This window comes from Afipia sp. GW822-FHT04G07, from assembly GCF_058800765.1.
Genome location: NZ_JBXAMP010000001.1, coordinates 3,156,312 through 3,176,699 on the forward strand (window position 1 = coordinate 3,156,312; position 20,388 = coordinate 3,176,699).

Here is a 20,388-nt window from a genome sequence, read left to right on the forward strand (position 1 = left end):
GATAGGTCGGAAATGACGATTTTCGAGGCGGTTTTTGCCCCGAATAACGCCACGATGCAATCACTTGAATCCTGAATGTTCCAGCAGGGTTATCTGGTCTTCAGGGAAGTCTGCGCGGCTTCCGCGATGGCCTCGGCGGTGATCCCGAAATGCCTGTACAGGTCCTTGTACGGGGCGCTGGCGCCGAATCCGTCCATGCCCACGAAGACGCCGTCCGAACCGATGACCGCATCCCAGCCCTGCCGGATCGCCGCCTCGACGCCGATTTTCACCGGGGCCTTGCCGATGATGGCGTCCTTCTGGGCTTTCGGCAGTTCCAGCAGCAGGTCCATGCAGGGCACCGAGACCACCCGCGTCGGAATGCCGCGCGCGGCCAGCAGCTTCTGCGCTTCGACCGCCAGCGAGACTTCCGAACCGGACGCGAAGATCGAGACTTTCGCCTCGCCATCGGCCTTGGAGATTTCATAGGCGCCGGCGGCGCACTTGTTGTCGGCGTCGTTCGCCAAGCGAAGCTGCGGCAGGTTCTGGCGAGTCAGCGCCAGCACGCTCGGACGGTCTTTGGCCTCAAGCGCGAGCTGCCAGCATTCCAGCGTCTCGACGGTGTCGCAGGGCCGGAAAACGTTGCAGTTCGGGATCGCGCGCAGCGCCGCCACATGCTCGACCGGCTGATGGGTCGGGCCGTCTTCGCCCAATCCGATCGAATCGTGGGTGAGCACATGGATCACCCGCTCACCCATCAGCGCGGACAGCCGCAGCGCCGGGCGCAGGTAGTCCGAGAACACCAGGAATGTGCCGGAATACGGGATCAGGCCGCCGTGCAACGCCATGCCGTTCATCGCCGCCGCCATGCCGTGTTCGCGGATGCCATAGTTGACGTAGCGGCCGCCGTAATTGTTGGCGGAGATCGCGACCATGCCCTTGACGCGGGTGTTGTTGGAGCCGGTGAGGTCCGCCGAGCCGCCAATCATCTCCGGAACTGCCGCGCACAGCACTTCCAGCGATTGTTCGGACGCGGTGCGGGTGGCGATGTCCTTCGGCGTGGCTGCGAGCGACGCCTTCATCCTGGCCACCGCATCGGCGAGCGCCTTCGTGGGGAGTTCGCCTTTGGTGCGGCGCTCGAACTCGGCGCGTGCGGCGGCGTCTTTCGCGGCAATGGTCCTGGTCCACGCGTCGTGCGCGGCCTTGCCGCGCGATCCGGCCGCGCGCCAGGCGTCGAGGATGTCCTGTGGAATTTCGAACGGTGCCGAATCCCACTTCAGGTTCTTGCGCGCGCCGGCGATTTCATCTGCGCCGAGCGGCGATCCGTGGGATTTCTCCGAGCCCGCCTTGTTCGGCGCACCGAAACCGATCGTGGTCTTGCAGGCGATCATGCTTGGACGGTCGGACTTTTGTGCGCGGGTCAGCGCGTCCGCAATCGCTTTCGGATCGTGGCCGTCGACGCGCTCAGCGGCCCATCCGGCCGATTCGAAACGCTTCACCTGATCGACCGAATCCGACAGCGAGATCGCGCCGTCGATGGAAATGCCGTTGTCGTCGAACAGCACGATCAGCCTATTGAGCTTGAGATGTCCGGCGAACGCGATGGCTTCCTGGCTGATGCCTTCCATCAGGTCGCCGTCCGAGGCGAGCACGTAGGTACGGTGGTCGACGATGTCGCCGCCGAATTCCGCCGCCATATGGCGTTCCGCCAGCGCCATGCCGACGGCGGTGGCGATGCCCTGTCCGAGCGGACCGGTGGTGGTCTCGATGCCCGGCGTGATGAAATTCTCGGGATGCCCCGGTGTCAGCGATCCAAGCTGACGAAAATTCTTGATCTGCTCGATGGTCATCGACGAATTGCCGGTGAGATACAGCAGCGCATACAGCAGCATAGAGCCGTGACCGGCGGACAGCACGAAGCGGTCGCGGTCCGGCCATGTCGGGTCGCTGGCGTCAAATTTCAGGAACTGCGTAAACAGAACGGTCGCGACATCGGCCGCGCCCATCGGCAGGCCGGGGTGGCCCGACTTCGCTTTTTCGACGGCGTCCATGGCAAGCGCGCGAATCGCATTAGCCATACGGGAAGGATCGACACGCACAGTCATGGAGGTCCGCCTGACATTCGGTGTGGGAAGTGGCCGCATGTCTCAAAAATGCCACGGCCGGGGATGCTTTCAACGGGTGGATAGCATCGCGAAACCCTTGAGTCCAAGGGCATTCCGGTCTTTCCAGTGTGAGTTTTCGCTTTGTGTGCATAGCTCGCGGCCAGCGTTGCGCGCGGCTCTCCCGGGTCGTAAATTTATCCGGCTAAATGCTTGCCGGTTCGCCTTAATTTGGGATGCCGGGCCAGATGCAAAGGGCTCTCGTTCCGTGATGACCGATCGCAGTGCTAACGGTTTCGCCAATCCAGAGCCCGCGCCCGCGGGGTCGAGCGATATCGAGCTTGCCACGCGGCGGCTGGCGGCGGCCCTTGATGCGCTTGAAAGTGCTGTGGAGCGGCGGCGGGACGCCGACCGCGCCGACGACGAACTGGGCGCGCGGATTCAGGCGCTGGGCGCGGACCGTTCGCGGCTTGCCAACGAACTCGATGGAACGCTGGTGCGCTCGCGCGCGCTGGAGCGGACCAATCGCGAGATCGCGGAGCGGCTCGACGTCGCCATCGACACCATCCGCTCCGTGATCGATTCGGGAGAATCGCCATGAGAAAATTGTCATGAGCCACATCAACGTCAACATCAACGGCCGGCAATACCGGATGGCCTGCGAGGCCGGGCAGGAGAACCGCTTGCTGCGGCTTGCGGAAAGCCTGGAAGCCCGTATCGCCAGCCTGCGCGGCAAGTTCGGCGAAATCGGCGACCAGCGCCTCACCGTGATGGCGGCCCTGACGGTCGCCGACGAGCTCGTCGATGCCGGACAACGTATCCGCGCCCTCGAGGAGGAACTCAACGCGCTGCGTGACGTTCGCGTTGTGGCCGCGGACCGGGCACGGGCGACCCAGTCGGCGGTGGCCAATGCGCTGAATTCGGCCTCGGACCGCATCGAAAAGATGACGCAGGCGCTGAACCGTCCGGCCCGCAATGGAATCGCGATCGGCTGACGATTGAGGGCAGCGCCGCTGGCGCTCTGCCGTGATCGTGACTACATTGGTCAGGCGAGGCTGCGTCGCGCGTCAGAAGCCATAATATCCCCGGGGCCTTATCGATCCTTCAGGGAACTGTCCCTGGCCGGGTCCGTGGATCCGGTCATATGGTGCCCACCTACTTTCGTAGGTGCTCCGGGATCGAGTGCTTCAACGGCCATCGTGGCTTCGCACTTTTGTTTTCGCCTCCGACCTCTCGCTGCAATGGGAGAGGTGACAAGAATTAAGAATTCGGTGGTGGATGGAAGCCGACTCCTCGCAAAATCTGAAGACTGAACTTCGTGGCCGCGCACTGGCACGGCGTGACGCGTTGAACGTCGAGCAGCGCGTCGACGCGGCAGAGGTCATCGCCGCGGCGAGCCTGCCGGTCGAGCTGCCGCGCGGCGCCATCGTCGCGGGTTATTCGCCGATCAACAGCGAACTCGATCCGTTTCCACTGATGCGCGCGCTTGCGGACAAGGGTGCCGCGCTGGCGCTGCCGGTGATCATCGCGCGCGATCACGCCCTGATCTTTCGCGCCTGGCAGCCGGACGAGGGATTGGTGCGCGGACAGTATGGAATTTTCGAACCGTCCTCCGACGCGCCCGAGGTCGATCCCGACATTGTGCTGGTGCCGCTGGCTGCCTTCGACCGTGTCGGTCACCGCATCGGCTACGGCCGTGGTTATTACGACCGCACCTTGCAGGACCTGCGTACCATCAAGAAAATTACCGTCGTAGGCGTCGCTTTTGCGGTGCAGGAAATTGAAGTCGTTCCCGCGCTGCCCCACGACGAACAGCTCGATTGTGTGCTAACCGAACGCGAACTGATCGATCTGCGGAGATTGTAATTGAGAATTCTGTTTGTCGGCGATGTGGTGGGGCGCAGCGGCCGCGTGGCCGTGGCGGAAATCCTTCCGGGTCTCATTCGCGACTGGACACTCGATCTTGTCGTGGTGAATGGCGAGAACGCCGCCGGCGGCTTCGGCATCACCGAGGCGATCTATCACGAATTGCTGGAGGCCGGCGCGGACGCGATCACGCTCGGCAACCATTCGTGGGATCAGCGTGAGGCGCTGGTTTTCATCGACCGCGCGCCGCGCCTGATCCGGCCAGCGAATTTTCCGCCGGGTACGCCGGGCCGGGGCGCGGCTCTCGTCGACACCAAGACCGGCAAGCGCGCGCTTGTCATCAACGGCATCGGCCGCATCTTCATGCAGCCGTTCGACGATCCGTTCGCCATCATCGATCGCGAACTGAACGCGTGCCCGTTGCGTGAAGCCGCCGACGCGGTGGTGGTTGATTTCCATGCGGAAGCGTCGAGCGAAAAGCAGGCGATCGGTTATTATTGCGACGGCCGCGCCAGTCTCGTGGTCGGCACGCACACTCATGTGCCGACATCGGATCACCGGATTCTTCCCGCGGGTACGGCCTACATGACAGATGCCGGCATGACCGGCGATTATCAATCCATCATCGGAATGGACCGCGAAGAACCGCTCGGGCGATTTCTGCGCGGCTATCCGGCGGGGCGCTTCGAGCCTGCGGACGGTGTTGCGACGCTCAGCGGCGTCGCGGTGGAGACCGACGACGCGACGGGTCTTGCAACGCGCGTGGCCCCGGTGCGCATAGGCCCGATGCTGGACCGTGCCGTGCCGGATTTCTGGTAATTCAGATACTGTAAGCCGTTCTGAAACCGCCCCAGTGCCGTCCCTTGACGCGGATCGGCACGTCGATCTCGCGCATCATCACGGTTTTGCCGTTGCCCATATCGCGGGCGTAGCTCTGGATCAGATAGGAGCGGGTGTTGCGGCCCGCAGCGAGACCAGCAGCGTCGTTGAAGATGCGGCGGTTGCGGGAATTCGCGGTGTTCCAGGCGGTGTCGCCCGGGCGCTGCGGCTGGGAATAGAGCTTGTTGTGCACCGGCAGATAGCCGTTGCGGTCGATCGCAGCGCAGAACGCGGCCCGCGCGTCGTGCCCGAGGATCGTGTTCTGAAATTCCGGAAGCGCGCGATCCGCCCAGTCGAGGAAACGTGTCCGATACTGCACCGGATCGGTACCCTCGATCTTGACGTAGTTTTCGTCGAACAGATCCTCGAGCGTGATGTCGCCCTGCGCGACTGCATTTTCAAAAATCTTGGTGATCGCGTCGCCGGCTTCCATCGCCCGCGTCACGAACTCGGTATTCTCGTCGTGAAGGCTCCAGACCTTGTCCTCGATCTTGCCTTTCAGCATGGCGTCGGCCGACACGAACTCGGCCTGCGCGCCGCCTGAAGTGTGGCCGGTGACGCGGATCTCGCACGCGCCGATGCTTTCCAGCTTCGCCTTCAAACCCTGATTGACAGGAATCGCGTCCACGCCGGCTCCGGCAATGAGCACGCCGGCGACCGACAGTTCGAGCACTTCGGCCATGATCGGGGAGGGGCGCGCCGCGATCTCGATCTGAAGCCGGCACGGCATCCGCTCGGCCTTCCGTTCCTCGCCCTCGTTCTGGCGCAGCAGCACCGCACAGCGCGTCTTGAGCTTCTCGGCGAACATCGTCACGGCCTTGCCGGCCTGCGCGACGCTCTCGCCGTGAGTCTCGGCTTCCTTGGCTGCGCTGTCGATTTCCGCGCTGCTCGTGCCGACCGACACGATGAACTGGGAGGCCGATGCGGCGTTCTGTGCGATCTCGCCGGTCACTTCGTTCTGCTCGGCGACGGCGCCGTTGACATGCGCGAACACCGGCTTGATGGCGTCGATCGCGGCGGTGATCCGGTGCACCGCATCGAACGACGTCGCCGCATCCTGCTGCAGGGCATCGATCTTCTTCTTGATCTCTTCCGTGGCGTTCTGGGTCTGAACCGCAAGCGCTTTCACTTCGGACGCGACGACCGCGAACCCTTTGCCCGCGGATCCCGCACGCGCGGCCTCGATGGTCGAATTCAGTGCGAGCAGGGTGGTCTGCTTGGCGATGGTGGCGATCAGGTTGACGACATTGCCGATCGCCGCAGAGGATTCACGAAGCCGGTCCACATTGAGGCTGGCTTCGCGCGCCGCGGCGCTGGCCTCGTCGGCGAGCTTGCTTGCGTCGCGGACCTGCGCGCCGATGCCATAGGCCGACTGGGTGAATTTTTCCGCGGCCTGCGAGAAGGTTTCCGCGGTCGCCTGCGCGTCGCTGGTGCGGTCGGTCAGGGTATCTGCGCGATGGCGGATCGCGGACAGGGTGGTTGCGGTGGATTGCGCACCGCTCGCCACCGAACTGGCGGCTCGTTCAAGCTGGCGGACCATCGCCACCAGTTCGAGTTCGAGCAGTTCGAGGATCTCGCGCGCTGAATCGTGGTCGGAGGTTGCGGGAGAGCCTGGAACGGTGACGGGCGAAACCTCAGGTGCAATATCCGGCATCGCCTGTTCTGGCTGCCGCTTCCGAAAAAGGCCGAACGCCATGGATGGCTCTCTGAAAATATGAGTAATAGGCATGCAGTATCGCATTCCGGCGTGAACTCATGGTTAACTTTTACCGTGCTGCATGCGCCGTTTCCCATATCGCCGTACCGAAAATCGGCCTTTCTGCCTTTAATTTTAGCCATTCCCGGCCTATAACGCCGCCCCGCCGGGCCGTTGCATTAACAATGCCCGGAATCGTTGTATTCCATCATTCAATTCGCCGCTGAACACCCGAGAGACCTCCGATGGCCGGACATTCCCAATTCAAGAACATCATGCACCGCAAGGGCAAACAGGACGCCATGCGCTCCAAGATGTTCGGCAAGCTGGCGCGGGAAATTACCGTCGCCGCCAAGCTCGGCACGCCGGACCCGGCGATGAACCCCCGGCTGCGGCTGGCGATCACGGCGGCGCGCGCGGAAAACGTGCCGAAGGACAATATCGAGCGCGCGATCAAGAAGGCCATCGGCGGCGAGGGCGAAAACTACGATGAGATCCGTTACGAAGGTTACGGTCCCGGCGGCGTCGCGGTGATCGTCGAGGCGCTGACCGACAACCGCAACCGCGCGGCCTCCGACATCCGTTCCTACTTCACCAAGTCCGGGGGCAACCTCGGCGAAACCGGCTCGGTGTCTTTCATGTTCGACCGCCTCGGCGTTATCGAGTACGACGCCAAGGCCGCCTCCGACGATACCATGCTGGAAGCGGCGATCGAGGCCGGCGCCGACGACGTGGCGTCCAGCGAAGACGGTCATGAAATCTTCGCCTCGCAGGAGACCTTCCGCGAAGTGGCCAAGGCGCTGGAGGCGAAGTTCGGCGAGCCGCGCAAGGCGGCGCTGCTGTGGAAGCCGCAGAACACCATCGCGGTCGACGACGAAACCGGCGAGAAGCTGTTCAAACTGCTCGATCTGCTCAACGAGCATGACGACGTGCAGAACGTCTATGCGAACTTCGAGGTGTCGGACGCACTCGCTGCCAAGATGGGCGCGTAACCGCCATTTGGTGTGGCCCAGCAGGATTTTTTCTTGACGGGGCTCCATTGAGGGCCCATCTCAGCGGCGAGGCGGCTTGTGTCCGTGTTCGCCGCTCATCATTGGAACCAATCAACTATGCCAAGCGACAGTCCACGTATTTCGCCGACAACGGTTGTGGTCTAGAGCGCTTGCGGCTCACCGACCCTGCCGTTGCCGGCAGAACCTCAAGGTGAGTCATGACCGATACCCACGCAGCGCGGGAAAGCGCTTTCAATGCGGCCGTTCTGGCTGCAAGCCTGATCGGCGAACACGCCGCCGACATCGTCGAAATTCTCAACAAGCTCTCGCCATCGGACGCCGCGGACGTTGTGCGGCTGATGCCGCGCGAGACCGCGATTGAAATTCTCGACAAGCCCGAACTGGATTTCGGTGCCGAGATCATCGAGGCGCTTCCCCGCCATGTCGCCGCACCCCTGCTCGCGGGCATGTCCGCCGACATGGCGGCGGACATCGTGCAGCAACTGGAGGAGCCTGCGAAGACGGAGCTGCTGGCCGGGCTCGATGATGTGTCGCGCGGGGCGATCGTCGGTCTGCTGGAATATCCGGAGAACACCGCCGGTGCGATGATGACGACGGAGTTCGTCAGCGTGCCCAGCAATTGGACGGTCGAACAGACGCTTCAGCATATCCGCCAGGTCGAGCGTACCCGCGAAACCGTCTATGCGATCTATCTGCTCGATCCCGTCGCCCGGCGTCTTGTCGGCGCGGTGACTTTGCGGCGGCTGATCTCCGGGGAGCCATCCGAAAAAATTCTCACTCTGGCGCCCGCGACCGCGCCGATTACCACGCTTCCGCTGGTCGATCGCGAAGACGTGGCGCGGCTGATCACGAAGCACGATCTGCTGGCGGTTCCGGTCATCGACAAGGCGGGCCATTTGCTCGGCATCGTCACCGTCGATGACATTATCGATGCGATCATCGAGGAGAATACCGAGGACGTGCAGAAGTTCGGCGGCATGTCGGCGACCGAAGAACCTTATATGCAGATCGGGCTCGGCGGCATGCTCCGCAAGCGCGGCGGCTGGCTGGCGGTGCTGTTCATCAGCGAGATGCTGACGGCCAGCGTCATGCAGCATTTCGAGGGTGAACTCGAGAAAGCGCTGGTCCTGACGCTGTTCATTCCGCTCATTATGAGTTCCGGTGGCAACTCCGGTTCGCAGGCGACATCGCTGCTGATCCGCTCGCTGGCGCTGCGCGAGGTGAGGCTGTCGGACTGGTGGCGGGTGATGTTTCGTGAACTGCCGACCGGTCTGATTCTTGGGGCCGGATTGGGCGCCATCGGCATGGTGCGGATCGTGCTGTGGCAGAAGCTCGGCATCTATGACTACGGCGAGCACTGGATTCTGGTGGGGTTGACGGTGGCGGCTGCGCTGGTCGGCGTCGTGACATTCGGTTCGGTGGCCGGCTCGATGCTTCCCTTTGCCCTGCAGAGGGTCGGCTTCGATCCCGCCAGCGCCTCGGCGCCGTTCGTCGCGACCCTCGTCGATGTCACGGGGCTGATGATCTATTTCAGCGCCGCGTTGCTGATCCTGCGCGGGACGCTGTTGTGACGCGGACGTTCCGGGGACTTTCCGCTATCATCCCGGCATGACATCTCTGCCGATTCGCTCACCCGTCCGCATTATGGGAATCGATCCGGGCCTGCGCCGGACCGGCTGGGGCGTGATCGACGTCGATGGCAACCGGCTGATCTATGTCGGGTGCGGCTCGGTGGAATCGCGCGAGATGTCGCCGCTGGCGGAGCGGCTGCTGGCGATCCATGAAGGCCTCGCCCGCGTGCTGGGCGACTTCAAGCCCGCCGAGGCCGCCGTCGAGCAGACCTTCGTCAACAAGGACGGCGCGTCCACGCTCAAGCTCGGTCAGGCGCGTGGCGTCGCCATGCTGGCGCCGGCGATGTTCGGAATATCGGTGGCGGAATACGCGCCCAATCAGGTGAAGAAGACCGTGGTCGGCGCGGGTCATGCCGACAAGAACCAGATCCGCGTCATGCTCGGCATGTTGCTGCCGAAGGCAGACCCGAAGACGCCCGACGCCGCCGACGCGCTGGCCATCGCCATTACTCATGCCCATCACCGCCAGAGCGCACTGCTGAAGCTGAAGGTCGCCGGCGCATGATCGGAAAGCTCAAAGGTCTGATCGATTCCTACGGCGAGGACTATGTGATCCTCGACGTGCAGGGCGTCGGCTATCAGGTGCATTGTTCGGCGCGCACGCTGCAGGCGCTGCCGCAGCCGGGTGAAGCGGCGGTGTTGTCGATCGAGACTTACGTGCGCGAAGACCAGATCAAGCTGTTCGGTTTTCGCTCCGACATGGAGCGCGAATGGTTTCGCCTTTTGCAAACAGTGCAGGGTGTCGGCGCGAAAGTTGCGCTCGCGGTGCTCAGCACGTTGCCGCCGCACGATCTTGCGAATGCGATTGCGCTGCGCGACAAGGCTGCCGTTGCGCGCACGCCGGGCGTCGGCCCCAAGGTGGCCGAACGCATCGTCACCGAGTTGAAGGACAAGACTCCGGCCTTCACCAATCTCGACCCGGCAGTGGTGCATCTGTCCGGCGCGATCGACGAGAACCGCGCGCCGCGTCCCGTCACCGATGCGATCTCGGCGCTCGTCAATCTCGGCTACGGCCAGCCGCAGGCGGCGGCTGCCATCGCAGCCGCTTCACGCAGCGCGGGTGAGAAAGCCGAGACGGCGCAGTTGATCCGGCTGGGCTTGAAGGAACTGTCGAAGTGACCGGCGGTGCGCGAGATGCGAGCGCCGGGGCCAGCAGCCTCAAGCGGATCGGACGATTTTTCGGCATCGTTGCGATCTTCACAATTGTAGGCCCGCTGACGATTGCCGCGATCGTGTCGCTGCTGGTGATCGCGCTGGGCGCGCCGCTGTTGCAATTGCTGCTGGCGGTGGCCGACCTCGATGCGTTGCGCACGGTCGCTTCATTCGCGGCGTGGCTGCTGGCGGCGGTCGCGATCCTTGCATCGTTTTTGCCGTCGGCCGCGGCAGGGACCATTTTCGCATGGAGCGCGATCTACGCCGATCTCAACGCCATCTGGATGGCATGGCTTGCCGCAGGCGTTGCCGTCGCCGGATTTGTTGTATTCGGGATGTATGTCCACCCGAGCGAATCCTCCGCGCTGATCCTGCCGAGTGTGCAGTCGCCGGCGCAGGCGCTCTCGCTGTTCTCCATGCTGGCCGTCCTCGCTTTTCTCGCCGCCAGTTTCTGCTGGTGGCTTGCCCGTCCGCTGCATCGGGTTAAACATACGTCATGAACTCGCCTCGCATCGTCACCCCCGAACGCCGCGCCGACGACATCGGCGACACCTCGCTGCGGCCGCAAAACCTGTCCGAGTTCGTCGGCCAGCAGCAGGCGCGCGCCAATCTTCAGGTGTTCATCGACGCTGCGCGCAAGCGCAGCGAAGCGCTTGACCATGTGCTGTTCGTCGGACCGCCGGGATTGGGCAAGACCACGCTGGCGCAGATCGTGGCGCGCGAACTCGGCGTCGGCTTCCGCGCCACGTCCGGTCCGGTGATCGCCAAGGCCGGTGATCTCGCGGCCTTGCTGACCAATCTTGAAGAGCGCGACGTTTTATTCATCGACGAGATTCACCGGCTCAGTCCGGCTGTCGAAGAAGTGCTCTATCCCGCGATGGAGGATTTCCAGCTCGACCTCATCATCGGCGAGGGACCGGCGGCGCGCTCCGTGAAGATCGATCTGGCGAAATTCACGCTGGTGGGCGCAACCACGCGCGCTGGACTTCTCACCAATCCGCTGCGCGACAGGTTCGGCATTCCGGTGCGGCTGAATTTCTATACCGAGGAAGAACTCGAAAAGATCGTGACGCGCGGCGCGCGTGTCCTCAACATCGGCATGACCGCCGATGGCGCCAATGAAATCGCGAAGCGCGCGCGCGGCACGCCGCGCATCGCGGGACGGCTGCTGCGCCGTGTGCGCGACTTTGCGTCGGCGGCCGACGCCGACGCCATCGACCGCAAGATCGCGGACAACGCGCTCGGCGCGCTTGAGGTGGACAAGGCGGGTCTCGACGCCATGGACCGCCGCTATCTGACGACCATCGCGATGAACTACGGCGGCGGGCCGGTCGGCGTCGAAACCATGGCGGCGGCGCTCTCCGAGCCGCGCGACGCTATCGAGGACATCATCGAGCCGTTTTTGATTCAGTGTGGCTATCTTCAGCGCACGCCGCGCGGGCGCTTGCTGACCTCCCACGCGTTCAGGCATCTCGGTCTTGCCGAGCCGTCGCGCGATCCGTCGCAGTTCGGGCTATTTGGGGGCGGCGAAGACGACGCGGAACCGTAATTCCGCTCCAATTTGCAGGCATGGATGGCGTGCATCACAGATTAACCATTCATGATTTCACGTCGTCATTTTCTTCGGTTCGTCGCAGGGCTCGGCGCTTTTGGCGCTTCGACCACGGCGTATGGATTCGGAATCGAACCCGGACGGCTTCGCGTCGCGCGCTATGACATCGCGCCCAAGCAGTGGCCCGCGGATTTCAATCTCAAGATCGCCGTCATCACCGACCTCCATGCCTGCGATCCGTGGATGTCGCTCGATCGCATCCAGACCATCGTCGATCGCACCAATCGCCTCAACGCGGATGTCATTGTGATGCTGGGCGATTACGTCGCCGGGCATCGCCACGTAACGCGCTACATTCCGGCCGATGAATGGGCGCCGGTGCTGGCGGGACTGAAAGCGCCGCTTGGCGTCCATGCGATTCTCGGCAACCACGACTGGTGGGAAGACAAGGCGATCCAGCGCGCGGGCGAGGGCCACACGGTCGCGCGGCGCGCGATGGAAGCCGTCGGCATCCCGGTTTACGAGAATGATGCGCGTCGTCTGACCAAGAACGGCCGGCCGTTCTGGCTCGCCGGTCTGGGCGACCAATTGGCTTATCTGCCCGCGCGGCGTTTCCGGCCGACCGGCCGTATCGGTGTCGACGATCTTTCCGCGACGCTGGCGAAAGTCACTGACGATGCGCCGGTCATTCTGCTGGCGCATGAGCCCGATGTCGCGCCGCGCGTGCCCGCGCGGGTCGCGTTGCAACTGAGCGGGCATACGCATGGCGGCCAGGTCAGGCTGTTCGGCTGGTCGCCGGTGGTGCCGTCGCGGTACGGCGGCAAGTTCGCCTACGGTCATAGCCGCGAAAAATGCGATGTCATCGTTTCGGGCGGTCTGGGCTGCAGCATCTTGCCGTTCCGTCTCGGCGTTCCTCCCGAGATTGTGCAGGTGACGTTGGGCGGAGCGCCTGCCGCCATCTCCTAGCGAGGTGCCGTGCTTGTGCCGACGGGAATTTTGCGCAAAGGCTGAAGCATGACCATTCATCTCGACGGATCGATCCGCGACGGCCGGCACGTTATGCAGGCGCGTGTCTATTACGAAGACACCGACTTCACCGGCATCGTCTATCACGCCAACTATCTTCGCTTCATGGAGCGGGGCCGCACCAATTATCTGCGGCTGCTCGGCGCGGATCAGCACGCGCTGTTCGCGGAAGCCCAGGACGAGGCGCCGGGTTTTGCGTTCGTGGTGCGGGCGATGCAGATCGAATATCTCAAGCCCGCGCGGATGGACGACGTTCTCGACATCGTGACGGTGCCGTCGGACATCAAGGGCGCGTCGATCACGCTGGCGCAGGAGGTGCGCCGTGGCGACGACATCCTGGTGGAAGCGCGGGTCAAGGTTGCGTTCGTCTCGGGCGGCCGCGCGCGTCCGATCCCGAAGGCGCTGCGCATCGCCATGAAGGCGGATCAGGACGCGGCCTAGCGTTATCACGAACGAGAAGGCCGAATCTCCGCTTCTCAAAAAACAGCGGCGATACGAGGGGATGCACCGCCGCTTCAAGTTGTCGTCAGAGAATTACGCTGCCGCTTTGTGGCGTGCGACTTCGGCTTTGAAGAGCACCATTTCTTCGGCCAGCGCTTTCGCCACACTTGGCCTCGCGCGGAAGCGGTTGAGATAGTCGTTGATCGCCGGCCATTTCGTCAGATCGATCGGCGGTATCGCCATGGTCCAGTTCAGCACGGTGCCGAGATACGCATCGGCGACGCTGAAATGATCGAGCAGGAATTCGCGGCCTTCCAGATAGCTGTTGAGGAAATCGAGCCGTGAAAGCCCCTTGCTGAGCGTATAGGAATGGACTTCCGCCGGCGCTTTCCGGTCGAGCAGGGTGACGAACAGCCCCTTGTGCAGTTCGGTGCCGACAAAACACAGCCACTGATGCAACCGGCTGCGCTCGATGCCTGAGCCCGCTCCGATGCCGGCATCCGGGAAACGATCGGCGACGTATTGAAGGATGGCAGCGTTCTCGGTGAGCACGAGGCCGTCGTCCGTGCTGACGGTCGGAACGAGACCGAGCGGGTTCACGCTGCGGAAATCCGAATTGTCCTGCAGCACCTTCTTGGATTTCGGATCGACCTCGAGATAGCGGGCTTCGGCGCCGGCTTCATAGAGCGCGATGCGGGTTGCCATCGAACAGGCGAGCGGTGAGAAATAGAGGTCCATGGTGCGTCTCCTTGTTGAAACCGATCCGTCCTTGATTTTTATACCGTTCCGCATAAATTAAATGCGGTCAAGAGAATTATTTGCGATATGGTACAAAAAAAGAAAGAATCTTCGAAAACGCCGCCCGCTGCGTCAAGGAAGCGTGGCCGCCCGCGTGCGTTCGAGCCGGACGTGGCGCTCGGCAAGGCGATGGATACTTTCAGGGATGGAGGGTTCGCGGCGACCTCGCTCGACGATCTCAGCGAGGCGATGGGCATCAACCGGCCGAGCCTCTATGGGACTTTTGGCGACAAGCGCGACCTGTTCCTCAAGGCCTATGAGAAGTATCGTGCAGAAATGGCGGCGACGTTTGCGCCTGCGTTCGATCCTGGGCTGACGCTGCGGCAGATGCTGGAAAAGATCTACGCGATCGCGCTCGACGTTTATCTTGCGGGCGAGAATGGCCCGCGCGGCTGCTTCACGGTCATGACCGCGACTTCGGAGGCGATGGCTGATCCGGAAATCCGTTCTCTGGTGCAAAGGGCGCTGGGATCGACGCAGCGGACACTCGCCAAGCGGTTTCAGACCGCGTTGGAAACCGGCGAACTGCCGCCGGCGGCCAATATCCAGATCCTGTCGCAGGTCGCGGCGTCGACTGTCGATGCGCTCGCGGTTCGGGCGCGCGCGCGTGTGCCGCGCGCGGATCTGGAGGCGATTGCCAAAGGCACCATCGATCTGATCTGCGGGCCGCCCAAAGCGGCAAACTAAGCATCTGTGCAGGTGACGGCTGCGTTCAACTCATGTAAAAGACACTTACATGAGCATGAATGAACGATGAGCTGGCACAAGAACCGCGGCCGCCGCGAAGGCGGCTACCATCACGGCAATCTGAAAGAGGCGCTGGTGCAGGCCGCGCTCGATCTGATCGCCGCCAAGGGACCGGCGGGTTTCACGTTCGCCGAAGCGGCGCGCTCGGCGGGCGTCAGCCCGGCCGCGCCGTATCGCCATTTCCGCGACCGCGATGAATTGCTCGCCAGCGTGGCGCAGCAGGGCTTCGAGCAATTCGAAGCGCAGCTCACCGCGGCCTGGGACGACGGTCGGCCGGATACGCCGACGGCGTTTCAACGTATCGGCAAGGCCTATCTCGCCTTCGCGCGCGAAAACCCCGCTTATTACTCTGCGATGTTTGAATCGGGCATTCCGATCGAGAGCAATCCCGCGTTGCTGCTTGCCGGCGAGCGCGCCTTCGCTGTCATTCGCGCAGCATCCGAACGCCTGGTGGCGATGGCGCCGCCGAATGTACCTCGCCCGCCGGCCATGATGATGGCGCTGCATATCTGGTCGATCTCGCATGGCATCGCATCGCTGTTCGGGCGGGGCGACGCGGCACGGCGGAAACTGCCGATGTCGGCGGAAGACCTGCTGGAGGCGGGTGTTCTGATCTATTTGAAGGGTCTTGGGTTCCCGACCGACCAGCGGCCGCCCGGAACTCCCCCGAAATAATTTCGATGCGGCTGGCCATGCCCCGCTTGACAAAATCTCCGGATGTTTTATCTATGTAAATGTTATTTACATTCACGGAAGCGTGAAACAGGGAGGATGCTCATGGCGAACTCTGGAACCGCCAACACTGCACATCTCGACAGATGGGGCCGCCCGTCCTGGGCCGGACCGCATCACGACAATTTCGAATCGCGGAGCGACTGGCGTCCCGGCTTTCACCCCGGACGGATCATTCTGATCGTCGCCGGTTTCATCATCTGGTGGCCGCTCGGTTTGGCCGCTCTCGCTTACTCACTCTGGAGCAGAAACATGGGTTGCTGGTCTCACGATCGTCATGGGCGCTTCGCCGACAAGATGGAGCGCATGCAGTACAAAATGGAACGGATGCGCAGCCGCATGGAAGGCCGCGGATTCTACGCGCCGTCGAGCGGCAACCGCGCCTTCGACGATTACCGCATGGAGACGCTGCGCCGTCTCGAGGAAGAGCAGACCGAGTTCAAGGATTTCCTCGATCGCCTGCGTCACGCCAAGGACAAGGAAGAGTTCGACGCCTTCATGGCGCAGCACAAGCAGCGCCCGACGCCGCCGAACGATCAGCCTCAGGGATAGGCATGATCCCGAGAAGTGGACACCGGTTCTCGGACAAGATCACGCCTTGAGACACGCCCCCGTCTTCCTGACCGGCTAACGAAGCCGCCCACCTGTCGAACAGGTGGGCGGTTTTGTTTTTGACGTCAATCTGACAGCGCATTCCTGATGGCACGCTCGACAGGCGAAAGGTCGCCGTCGTCCCGATTCAAGGACAGTGCAGCCGCCGGGAGAAGCGGCGGTTGAGCCATGAACCGCGGACGGCTGCCGCGATGTGGCTGAGCCGCATGAACAAGAAAGGGATGGCAGAGGTAGACCGTCCCGGCATCGCCCGTTGCCAGCACTTCCGGCAATTCCGCCGTTTCGGCGAAGCCGTTCGCGGCCAGCTGTCCCAGCGTCAAACCGTTATCGCCTGCCGGAGCCAGCGTTCGCGCGATCTCGAGATGAGATCCAACGCGAATACGGGTTGGGGCATCATCTTCACCGACATCCGAGAACAGGAACAGCATCAGCAACGCGCGTCCCTTCGACGTTACGTTTGCCCGCCATTGCATGAAGTCGGGATTTTCGGTGCCGAAACTGACATCGATGTGCCATCCGGCATCGCCCGGGTCGTCCGGCGACGGAAACCGCACCGGAAAAGTGCCGAGGCTCATGCGGGGCTGCCAGCGGTTCTTGCCGGCAAGCTGGTCGAACGCATCATGGAGAACGGGAGTATTTGCGGCCATCGCGAACGGCTGTTGCCCGTACTGGCCCAGTCGGATGACAGGTTTGGTCCATGTTGCAGGATTATCCGGATCGCAACCGGTGTCCCGCCAGAGGATTGAGCGGCATGCGTCCGCAAGCTCGCGCGGAAATGCATTCTCGATTTTGACGAATCCGTCGCGGACGAATTGTTCGATTTGCGCATCGCTAAGCGTGCGCGTGGGATTTGCAGTGTTAGGCATAAGACAGCGCTCATAAACATCGGCCAGCAGCACGCTCTTCGTCCAGAGCGAGGCTGGGGTATGGATTTCGATTTTTCAACGCGATTGGCCCCGCGAAATGCGGGGGTGAGCCGTTAGCGTTGAAGGAAAACCGAACCGATGTTGAGAGTAATGAATTTCATAGCGGGTCAATTCTATTTGGTGATGCGGCTCTGTTCAACCGGGACGCGCGTGAAATGCGTGCGCTTTACTGAGTTGCAGGCGATGGAACCGGTGCAGCGGCATCCTTGCTCCGCGCTTTCATCTGAAACCGGATTTCGATCGCGGTCTTGAGCAGGACCAGAACGATCAATGGCGCGACGCTTCCGATCATCTGCGCAATGAATGCGCCGCCCATGATCGCAAGATGCATGATCACGATGCGCTTGTAGAAGCCGCCCATGATGACGCCCGTATCGGCGCTGTTTAGCGGCGGCCTGGTGAACACGAAGCGGTTGACGGCGTCGTTGATGAAGATCGCGCCCTGTCCGACGAATAGCGCAACCAGCGGAATCCACAGATCCTTGCCGATGACGATAAGCCCGATGAAGTCCCGCGCGTCGTCAATGCGCCCGGCCCAGGGGCCTGCGAACAGCGTGTAGATAAACAGCATATGCACGGTCATGAACAATCCGGCATGGACCGTGAAGAATCCCGCGAGTGCCAATGTGCCGGCGATGCTGCGGCCCGCCACCGAACCGGGATCGCGTGACATCGTCGCCCCCCGCAGGATGGTCCAGAACCCGATCACCGCGGTCTCGAGCCAGTAGAGACACAGCAGCACGAAGGTGTCCCAGCCCCAGAACAGGATCCCGGCCAGCGGCACCAGATTGGACAGGATCAGGATCGCGGGGACCCATGCCGAGCGCGTCGGCAGGCCGGGATCGGAGGATGCAGGGACCGTGGATGTCATGATCCGAATAAAGCCCATTCCCTGCATTGAGCAAAGCGCATCCTGCCGCGCGATGTGGTGGTGCTGCCGATATGCTGTTTGCTCATGCGTGTCCTTACGATTGGCTATTCAAGTGCTTTCCAATTGCCTTGAGGCGCCGGATGCGTATCAATGAGGCATGACCAAGCGCGTGACCTCACTCCGCCGCCGCTGGTGGCGATCCGTTTCATGCAGCGGCACATGGCAGGCTGATCGAGGCGCGTGATCGCGCTGATCGTCGTCCATTCGTACATCCTTCGCTTTCCTGAACCCGCCGAAAGACATCATGCCTGCAAATGCGCAGCATCTCATCGCGTTGCCCGCAGCCGCGCTCGCCTGGCTCGGGCGCCAGGGCACCCGCGCCATCGCGGCGCTGGTGTTCATTGGCATCGCCATCCCGCCGCTCGGCGCGCTGCTCAAGCCCTATGTCACCGAGGCGGTGTTCGTCCTCCTCGTGATCTCGTTCATGCGGGTCGATGTCGCGGCGATGCGCGGATACCTCGCGCGCCCGGCGCTGGTGATCGGCGCTACACTGTGGAGCACCATTGCCGTGCCGCTGCTGTTCGGCATCGGCGGCGTGGCGAGCGGTCTCGATACATCCGCGCCTGATCTGTTTCTTGGCCTGATGTTGCAGGCGGTGGCGTCGCCGATGATGGCGTCGCCCGCGCTGGTCGCGCTGATGGGACTGGATGCGACGCTGGTGCTGATCACGCTGGTGACGAGTACGGCGCTGGTGCCGCTCAGCGCGCCGCTGTTCGCTTACCTGTTTTTCGGCAACGCATTGACGCTGTCGCCTTTGGCGCTGGGATTGAAGCTGTTCGCGATTCTTGCCGGCGCGATCCTTGCTGCGACCGTGATCCGGCGGCTGGCAGGCGCGGACGCGATCGTGCGCCACAGGCACGCCATCGACGGCTTCAATATTCTGGTGCTGCTGGTGTTTGTCAGCGCGGTGATGGGAACGGTGGCTGCGAGCTTCTGGGCGCAGCCGCTTCATGTGCTGCTGCTCACCGTGTTCGCCTTCGTGGTGTTCGCGGTGCTGCTGGGCGTGACCACGCTGGTGTTCCGCAAGGCGGGCCGGGAACGCGCATTGGCGCTCGGGCTGATGGCGTCCCAGCGCAACATGGGACTGATGCTGGCCGGTACCGACGGTGTGCTGCCGGGCCTCACCTGGCTCTATTTCGCGTTGGCCCAGTTTCCGATTTACCTCTCGCCGCAGCTGCTGAAGCCGCTGGTCCGGCGGCTGCGGGCAGCGTCCACAGCCCCGCCATGACCGGTGGGGAACCGGTCGCTCAGGTGTCACAGGAGGCGGTTTACAAAGCCATTTTTCGCCTCCGGACCCGCCCCGGTAACCTTGCCTTAACCATGATTAGCGTTTGGTTATCTGGGCTAAAGTGATGCCGACAGCCCTCGTTTTGACACGTTAGCAGGGGATTCAGGACCCGGCCTTGGGACAGGCCATCCCACGCGACACGAGACCGGAACGGGGCAATCGGCAGCGTTAGCGTTTTCGCTGCGGCGGCAGTTGCTCGACCGGTGACTGCGCCACGCAGCGTTCTGCGCGTGAATTTGGGACAATCGCCTTGAGAGGATACCGATCATGAATCCAGCAGACGTAGCGCAGTCGGCATTGCCGCTGGCCTCCGCTGACGTGTCGCTGATCTCGCTGTTCTGGCAGGCTCACTTCGTCGTCAAAACGGTGATGCTTGGTCTGCTGGCCTGCTCCGTGTGGGTCTGGGCCATCGCCATCGACAAGATGTTTCTCTACGCGCGCACCAAGAAGGCGATGGATCGCTTCGAACAGGCATTCTGGTCGGGCCAGTCCATCGATGAATTGTACCGCGCGCTTGCCGCCAAGCCGACGCAATCGATGGCGGCGCTGTTCGTGGCTGCGATGCGCGAGTGGAAACGTTCCTTCGAGAGCCAGTCGCGCTCCTTCGCCGGCCTTCAGATGCGGATCGACAAGGTGATGAGCGTGTCGATCGCCCGCGAGGTCGAGCGGCTGGATCGCAGGCTGCTGGTGCTGGCGACGGTCGGCTCCGCGAGCCCCTTTGTGGGCCTGTTCGGCACCGTCTGGGGCATCATGTCGAGCTTCCAGTCCATTGCCGCGTCCAAGAATACCTCGCTGGCGGTGGTGGCCCCGGGCATCGCGGAGGCGCTATTTGCCACCGCCATCGGCCTGATCGCCGCAATTCCGGCGACAATTTTCTACAATAAGTTCGTCTCGGAAGTGAACCGGCAGGCCCAGCGGCTTGAAGGTTTCGCCGACGAGTTCTCGGCGATCCTGTCGCGCCAGATCGATGAGCGCGCGTGAAGGCTGAATTTGTGAACGCCGATCGTTTCGGCTTGG

General features: G+C 62.9%; 22 protein-coding genes and 1 other RNA gene. 18 read left to right on the top strand and 5 right to left on the bottom strand.

Going from position 1 to position 20,388, the window contains the following annotated elements:
• Positions 1-89: 89 nt before the first annotated feature.
• Complete coding sequence (gene tkt / locus AC1RKJ_RS15455; protein ID WP_492791802.1) at positions 90-2,084, bottom strand: transketolase; 1,995 nt, start codon at positions 2,082-2,084, stop codon at positions 90-92.
• A gap of 268 nt (positions 2,085-2,352) precedes the next feature.
• Here tkt and AC1RKJ_RS15460 point away from each other — a divergent pair, with 268 nt between their 5' ends.
• The 5 genes from AC1RKJ_RS15460 (at position 2,353) to AC1RKJ_RS15480 (ending at position 4,766) form a co-directional block, all read left to right on the top strand.
• Entirely contained in the window at positions 2,353-2,682 is a 330-nt protein-coding gene (locus tag AC1RKJ_RS15460) for a DUF4164 domain-containing protein (RefSeq protein ID WP_492791803.1), read from the top strand.
• Positions 2,683-2,692: 10 nt separating this feature from the next.
• A complete protein-coding gene (locus AC1RKJ_RS15465; protein WP_492791804.1) occupies positions 2,693-3,076 on the top strand; it encodes a cell division protein ZapA in 384 nt (127 codons plus the stop codon).
• A 54-nt stretch (positions 3,077-3,130) separates the two neighbouring features.
• A non-coding RNA gene (ssrS, locus tag AC1RKJ_RS15470) (6S RNA) lies at positions 3,131-3,291 on the top strand.
• A 68-nt stretch (positions 3,292-3,359) separates the two neighbouring features.
• A complete protein-coding gene (locus AC1RKJ_RS15475) occupies positions 3,360-3,947 on the top strand; it encodes a 5-formyltetrahydrofolate cyclo-ligase (RefSeq protein WP_492791805.1) in 588 nt (195 codons plus the stop codon).
• Entirely contained in the window at positions 3,948-4,766 is an 819-nt protein-coding gene (locus AC1RKJ_RS15480) for a TIGR00282 family metallophosphoesterase (protein WP_492791806.1), read from the top strand.
• Between the two features lies 1 nt (position 4,767).
• Here the strand turns inward: AC1RKJ_RS15480 and AC1RKJ_RS15485 are convergent, their stop codons facing one another.
• A complete protein-coding gene (locus AC1RKJ_RS15485) occupies positions 4,768-6,522 on the bottom strand; it encodes a methyl-accepting chemotaxis protein (protein ID WP_492791807.1) in 1,755 nt (584 codons plus the stop codon).
• A gap of 245 nt (positions 6,523-6,767) precedes the next feature.
• Between AC1RKJ_RS15485 and AC1RKJ_RS15490 the strand changes: the two genes are divergently transcribed.
• The 8 genes from AC1RKJ_RS15490 (at position 6,768) to ybgC (ending at position 13,337) form a co-directional block, all read left to right on the top strand.
• The gene (locus AC1RKJ_RS15490) at positions 6,768-7,514 is read left to right on the top strand and encodes a YebC/PmpR family DNA-binding transcriptional regulator (protein WP_492791808.1); all 747 of its coding nucleotides are present in this window, start codon (positions 6,768-6,770) and stop codon (positions 7,512-7,514) included.
• A 218-nt stretch (positions 7,515-7,732) separates the two neighbouring features.
• A complete protein-coding gene (mgtE, locus tag AC1RKJ_RS15495) occupies positions 7,733-9,106 on the top strand; it encodes a magnesium transporter (protein ID WP_492791809.1) in 1,374 nt (457 codons plus the stop codon).
• A gap of 37 nt (positions 9,107-9,143) precedes the next feature.
• Positions 9,144-9,671 (top strand): crossover junction endodeoxyribonuclease RuvC, encoded by a 528-nt coding sequence (gene ruvC, locus AC1RKJ_RS15500; protein ID WP_492791810.1) that lies wholly within the window; start codon positions 9,144-9,146, stop codon positions 9,669-9,671.
• Positions 9,668-10,285 carry a Holliday junction branch migration protein RuvA gene (ruvA, locus tag AC1RKJ_RS15505; protein ID WP_492791811.1) on the top strand — a complete coding sequence of 206 codons (618 nt, stop codon included), beginning with the start codon at positions 9,668-9,670 and terminating at the stop codon, positions 10,283-10,285. The genes ruvC and ruvA overlap by 4 nt, the downstream gene beginning before the upstream one ends.
• Entirely contained in the window at positions 10,282-10,818 is a 537-nt protein-coding gene (locus AC1RKJ_RS15510) for a hypothetical protein (RefSeq protein ID WP_492791812.1), read from the top strand. Before ruvA ends, AC1RKJ_RS15510 begins: the two co-directional genes overlap by 4 nt.
• Complete coding sequence (ruvB, locus tag AC1RKJ_RS15515; RefSeq protein WP_492791813.1) at positions 10,815-11,867, top strand: Holliday junction branch migration DNA helicase RuvB; 1,053 nt, start codon at positions 10,815-10,817, stop codon at positions 11,865-11,867. The genes AC1RKJ_RS15510 and ruvB overlap by 4 nt, the downstream gene beginning before the upstream one ends.
• Positions 11,868-11,918: 51 nt before the next feature.
• Positions 11,919-12,836, top strand: coding sequence for a metallophosphoesterase (locus AC1RKJ_RS15520; protein WP_492791814.1), 918 nt, complete (start codon positions 11,919-11,921; stop codon positions 12,834-12,836).
• 48 nt (positions 12,837-12,884) lie between these two features.
• A complete protein-coding gene (gene ybgC / locus AC1RKJ_RS15525) occupies positions 12,885-13,337 on the top strand; it encodes a tol-pal system-associated acyl-CoA thioesterase (RefSeq protein ID WP_492791815.1) in 453 nt (150 codons plus the stop codon).
• Positions 13,338-13,430: 93 nt separating this feature from the next.
• On the opposite strand, the gene AC1RKJ_RS15530 is transcribed toward ybgC, so the two are convergent.
• Complete coding sequence (locus AC1RKJ_RS15530) at positions 13,431-14,075, bottom strand: glutathione S-transferase N-terminal domain-containing protein (RefSeq protein WP_492791816.1); 645 nt, start codon at positions 14,073-14,075, stop codon at positions 13,431-13,433.
• Positions 14,076-14,162: 87 nt separating this feature from the next.
• Here AC1RKJ_RS15530 and AC1RKJ_RS15535 point away from each other — a divergent pair, with 87 nt between their 5' ends.
• The 3 genes from AC1RKJ_RS15535 to AC1RKJ_RS15545 all read left to right on the top strand — a co-directional run bounded on the left by AC1RKJ_RS15535 (position 14,163) and on the right by AC1RKJ_RS15545 (position 16,166).
• Complete coding sequence (locus AC1RKJ_RS15535) at positions 14,163-14,822, top strand: TetR/AcrR family transcriptional regulator (protein WP_492791817.1); 660 nt, start codon at positions 14,163-14,165, stop codon at positions 14,820-14,822.
• Between the two features lie 66 nt (positions 14,823-14,888).
• The gene (locus tag AC1RKJ_RS15540; protein ID WP_492791818.1) at positions 14,889-15,557 is read left to right on the top strand and encodes a TetR/AcrR family transcriptional regulator; all 669 of its coding nucleotides are present in this window, start codon (positions 14,889-14,891) and stop codon (positions 15,555-15,557) included.
• 102 nt (positions 15,558-15,659) lie between these two features.
• Positions 15,660-16,166, top strand: coding sequence for a DUF2852 domain-containing protein (locus AC1RKJ_RS15545; protein ID WP_492791819.1), 507 nt, complete (start codon positions 15,660-15,662; stop codon positions 16,164-16,166).
• Positions 16,167-16,291: 125 nt separating this feature from the next.
• Here AC1RKJ_RS15545 and AC1RKJ_RS15550 read toward each other — a convergent pair whose 3' ends face one another.
• Positions 16,292-17,092 carry a phytanoyl-CoA dioxygenase family protein gene (locus AC1RKJ_RS15550; protein ID WP_492791820.1) on the bottom strand — a complete coding sequence of 267 codons (801 nt, stop codon included), beginning with the start codon at positions 17,090-17,092 and terminating at the stop codon, positions 16,292-16,294.
• Between the two features lie 226 nt (positions 17,093-17,318).
• On the bottom strand, positions 17,319-18,023 hold the full coding sequence (locus AC1RKJ_RS15555; RefSeq protein ID WP_492791821.1) for a DUF6498-containing protein: 705 nt from the start codon (positions 18,021-18,023) through the stop codon (positions 17,319-17,321).
• A 304-nt stretch (positions 18,024-18,327) separates the two neighbouring features.
• Between AC1RKJ_RS15555 and AC1RKJ_RS15560 the strand changes: the two genes are divergently transcribed.
• Both AC1RKJ_RS15560 and tolQ read left to right on the top strand, forming a co-directional pair.
• The gene (locus tag AC1RKJ_RS15560; RefSeq protein WP_492791822.1) at positions 18,328-19,311 is read left to right on the top strand and encodes a Na+-dependent transporter; all 984 of its coding nucleotides are present in this window, start codon (positions 18,328-18,330) and stop codon (positions 19,309-19,311) included.
• 327 nt (positions 19,312-19,638) lie between these two features.
• Positions 19,639-20,352 carry a protein TolQ gene (tolQ, locus tag AC1RKJ_RS15565; protein ID WP_492791823.1) on the top strand — a complete coding sequence of 238 codons (714 nt, stop codon included), beginning with the start codon at positions 19,639-19,641 and terminating at the stop codon, positions 20,350-20,352.
• Positions 20,353-20,388: the final 36 nt, after the last annotated feature.

What these genes read in the sequence shown, in the direction of transcription:
- tkt (WP_492791802.1), bottom strand. Translation starts at nt 2,084, where the DNA reads ATGACTGTGCGTGTCGATCCTTCCCGTATGGCTAATGCGATTCGCGCG.
- AC1RKJ_RS15460 (WP_492791803.1), top strand. Translation starts at nt 2,353, where the DNA reads ATGACCGATCGCAGTGCTAACGGTTTCGCCAATCCAGAGCCCGCGCCC.
- AC1RKJ_RS15465 (WP_492791804.1), top strand. Translation starts at nt 2,693, where the DNA reads ATGAGCCACATCAACGTCAACATCAACGGCCGGCAATACCGGATGGCC.
- AC1RKJ_RS15475 (WP_492791805.1), top strand. Translation starts at nt 3,360, where the DNA reads ATGGAAGCCGACTCCTCGCAAAATCTGAAGACTGAACTTCGTGGCCGC.
- AC1RKJ_RS15485 (WP_492791807.1), bottom strand. Translation starts at nt 6,522, where the DNA reads ATGGCGTTCGGCCTTTTTCGGAAGCGGCAGCCAGAACAGGCGATGCCG.
- AC1RKJ_RS15490 (WP_492791808.1), top strand. Translation starts at nt 6,768, where the DNA reads ATGGCCGGACATTCCCAATTCAAGAACATCATGCACCGCAAGGGCAAA.
- mgtE (WP_492791809.1), top strand. Translation starts at nt 7,733, where the DNA reads ATGACCGATACCCACGCAGCGCGGGAAAGCGCTTTCAATGCGGCCGTT.
- ruvC (WP_492791810.1), top strand. Translation starts at nt 9,144, where the DNA reads ATGACATCTCTGCCGATTCGCTCACCCGTCCGCATTATGGGAATCGAT.
- ruvA (WP_492791811.1), top strand. Translation starts at nt 9,668, where the DNA reads ATGATCGGAAAGCTCAAAGGTCTGATCGATTCCTACGGCGAGGACTAT.
- ruvB (WP_492791813.1), top strand. Translation starts at nt 10,815, where the DNA reads ATGAACTCGCCTCGCATCGTCACCCCCGAACGCCGCGCCGACGACATC.
- AC1RKJ_RS15520 (WP_492791814.1), top strand. Translation starts at nt 11,919, where the DNA reads ATGATTTCACGTCGTCATTTTCTTCGGTTCGTCGCAGGGCTCGGCGCT.
- ybgC (WP_492791815.1), top strand. Translation starts at nt 12,885, where the DNA reads ATGACCATTCATCTCGACGGATCGATCCGCGACGGCCGGCACGTTATG.
- AC1RKJ_RS15530 (WP_492791816.1), bottom strand. Translation starts at nt 14,075, where the DNA reads ATGGACCTCTATTTCTCACCGCTCGCCTGTTCGATGGCAACCCGCATC.
- AC1RKJ_RS15535 (WP_492791817.1), top strand. Translation starts at nt 14,163, where the DNA reads ATGGTACAAAAAAAGAAAGAATCTTCGAAAACGCCGCCCGCTGCGTCA.
- AC1RKJ_RS15540 (WP_492791818.1), top strand. Translation starts at nt 14,889, where the DNA reads ATGAGCTGGCACAAGAACCGCGGCCGCCGCGAAGGCGGCTACCATCAC.
- AC1RKJ_RS15545 (WP_492791819.1), top strand. Translation starts at nt 15,660, where the DNA reads ATGGCGAACTCTGGAACCGCCAACACTGCACATCTCGACAGATGGGGC.
- AC1RKJ_RS15550 (WP_492791820.1), bottom strand. Translation starts at nt 17,092, where the DNA reads ATGCCTAACACTGCAAATCCCACGCGCACGCTTAGCGATGCGCAAATC.
- AC1RKJ_RS15555 (WP_492791821.1), bottom strand. Translation starts at nt 18,023, where the DNA reads ATGACATCCACGGTCCCTGCATCCTCCGATCCCGGCCTGCCGACGCGC.
- AC1RKJ_RS15560 (WP_492791822.1), top strand. Translation starts at nt 18,328, where the DNA reads ATGCCTGCAAATGCGCAGCATCTCATCGCGTTGCCCGCAGCCGCGCTC.
- tolQ (WP_492791823.1), top strand. Translation starts at nt 19,639, where the DNA reads ATGAATCCAGCAGACGTAGCGCAGTCGGCATTGCCGCTGGCCTCCGCT.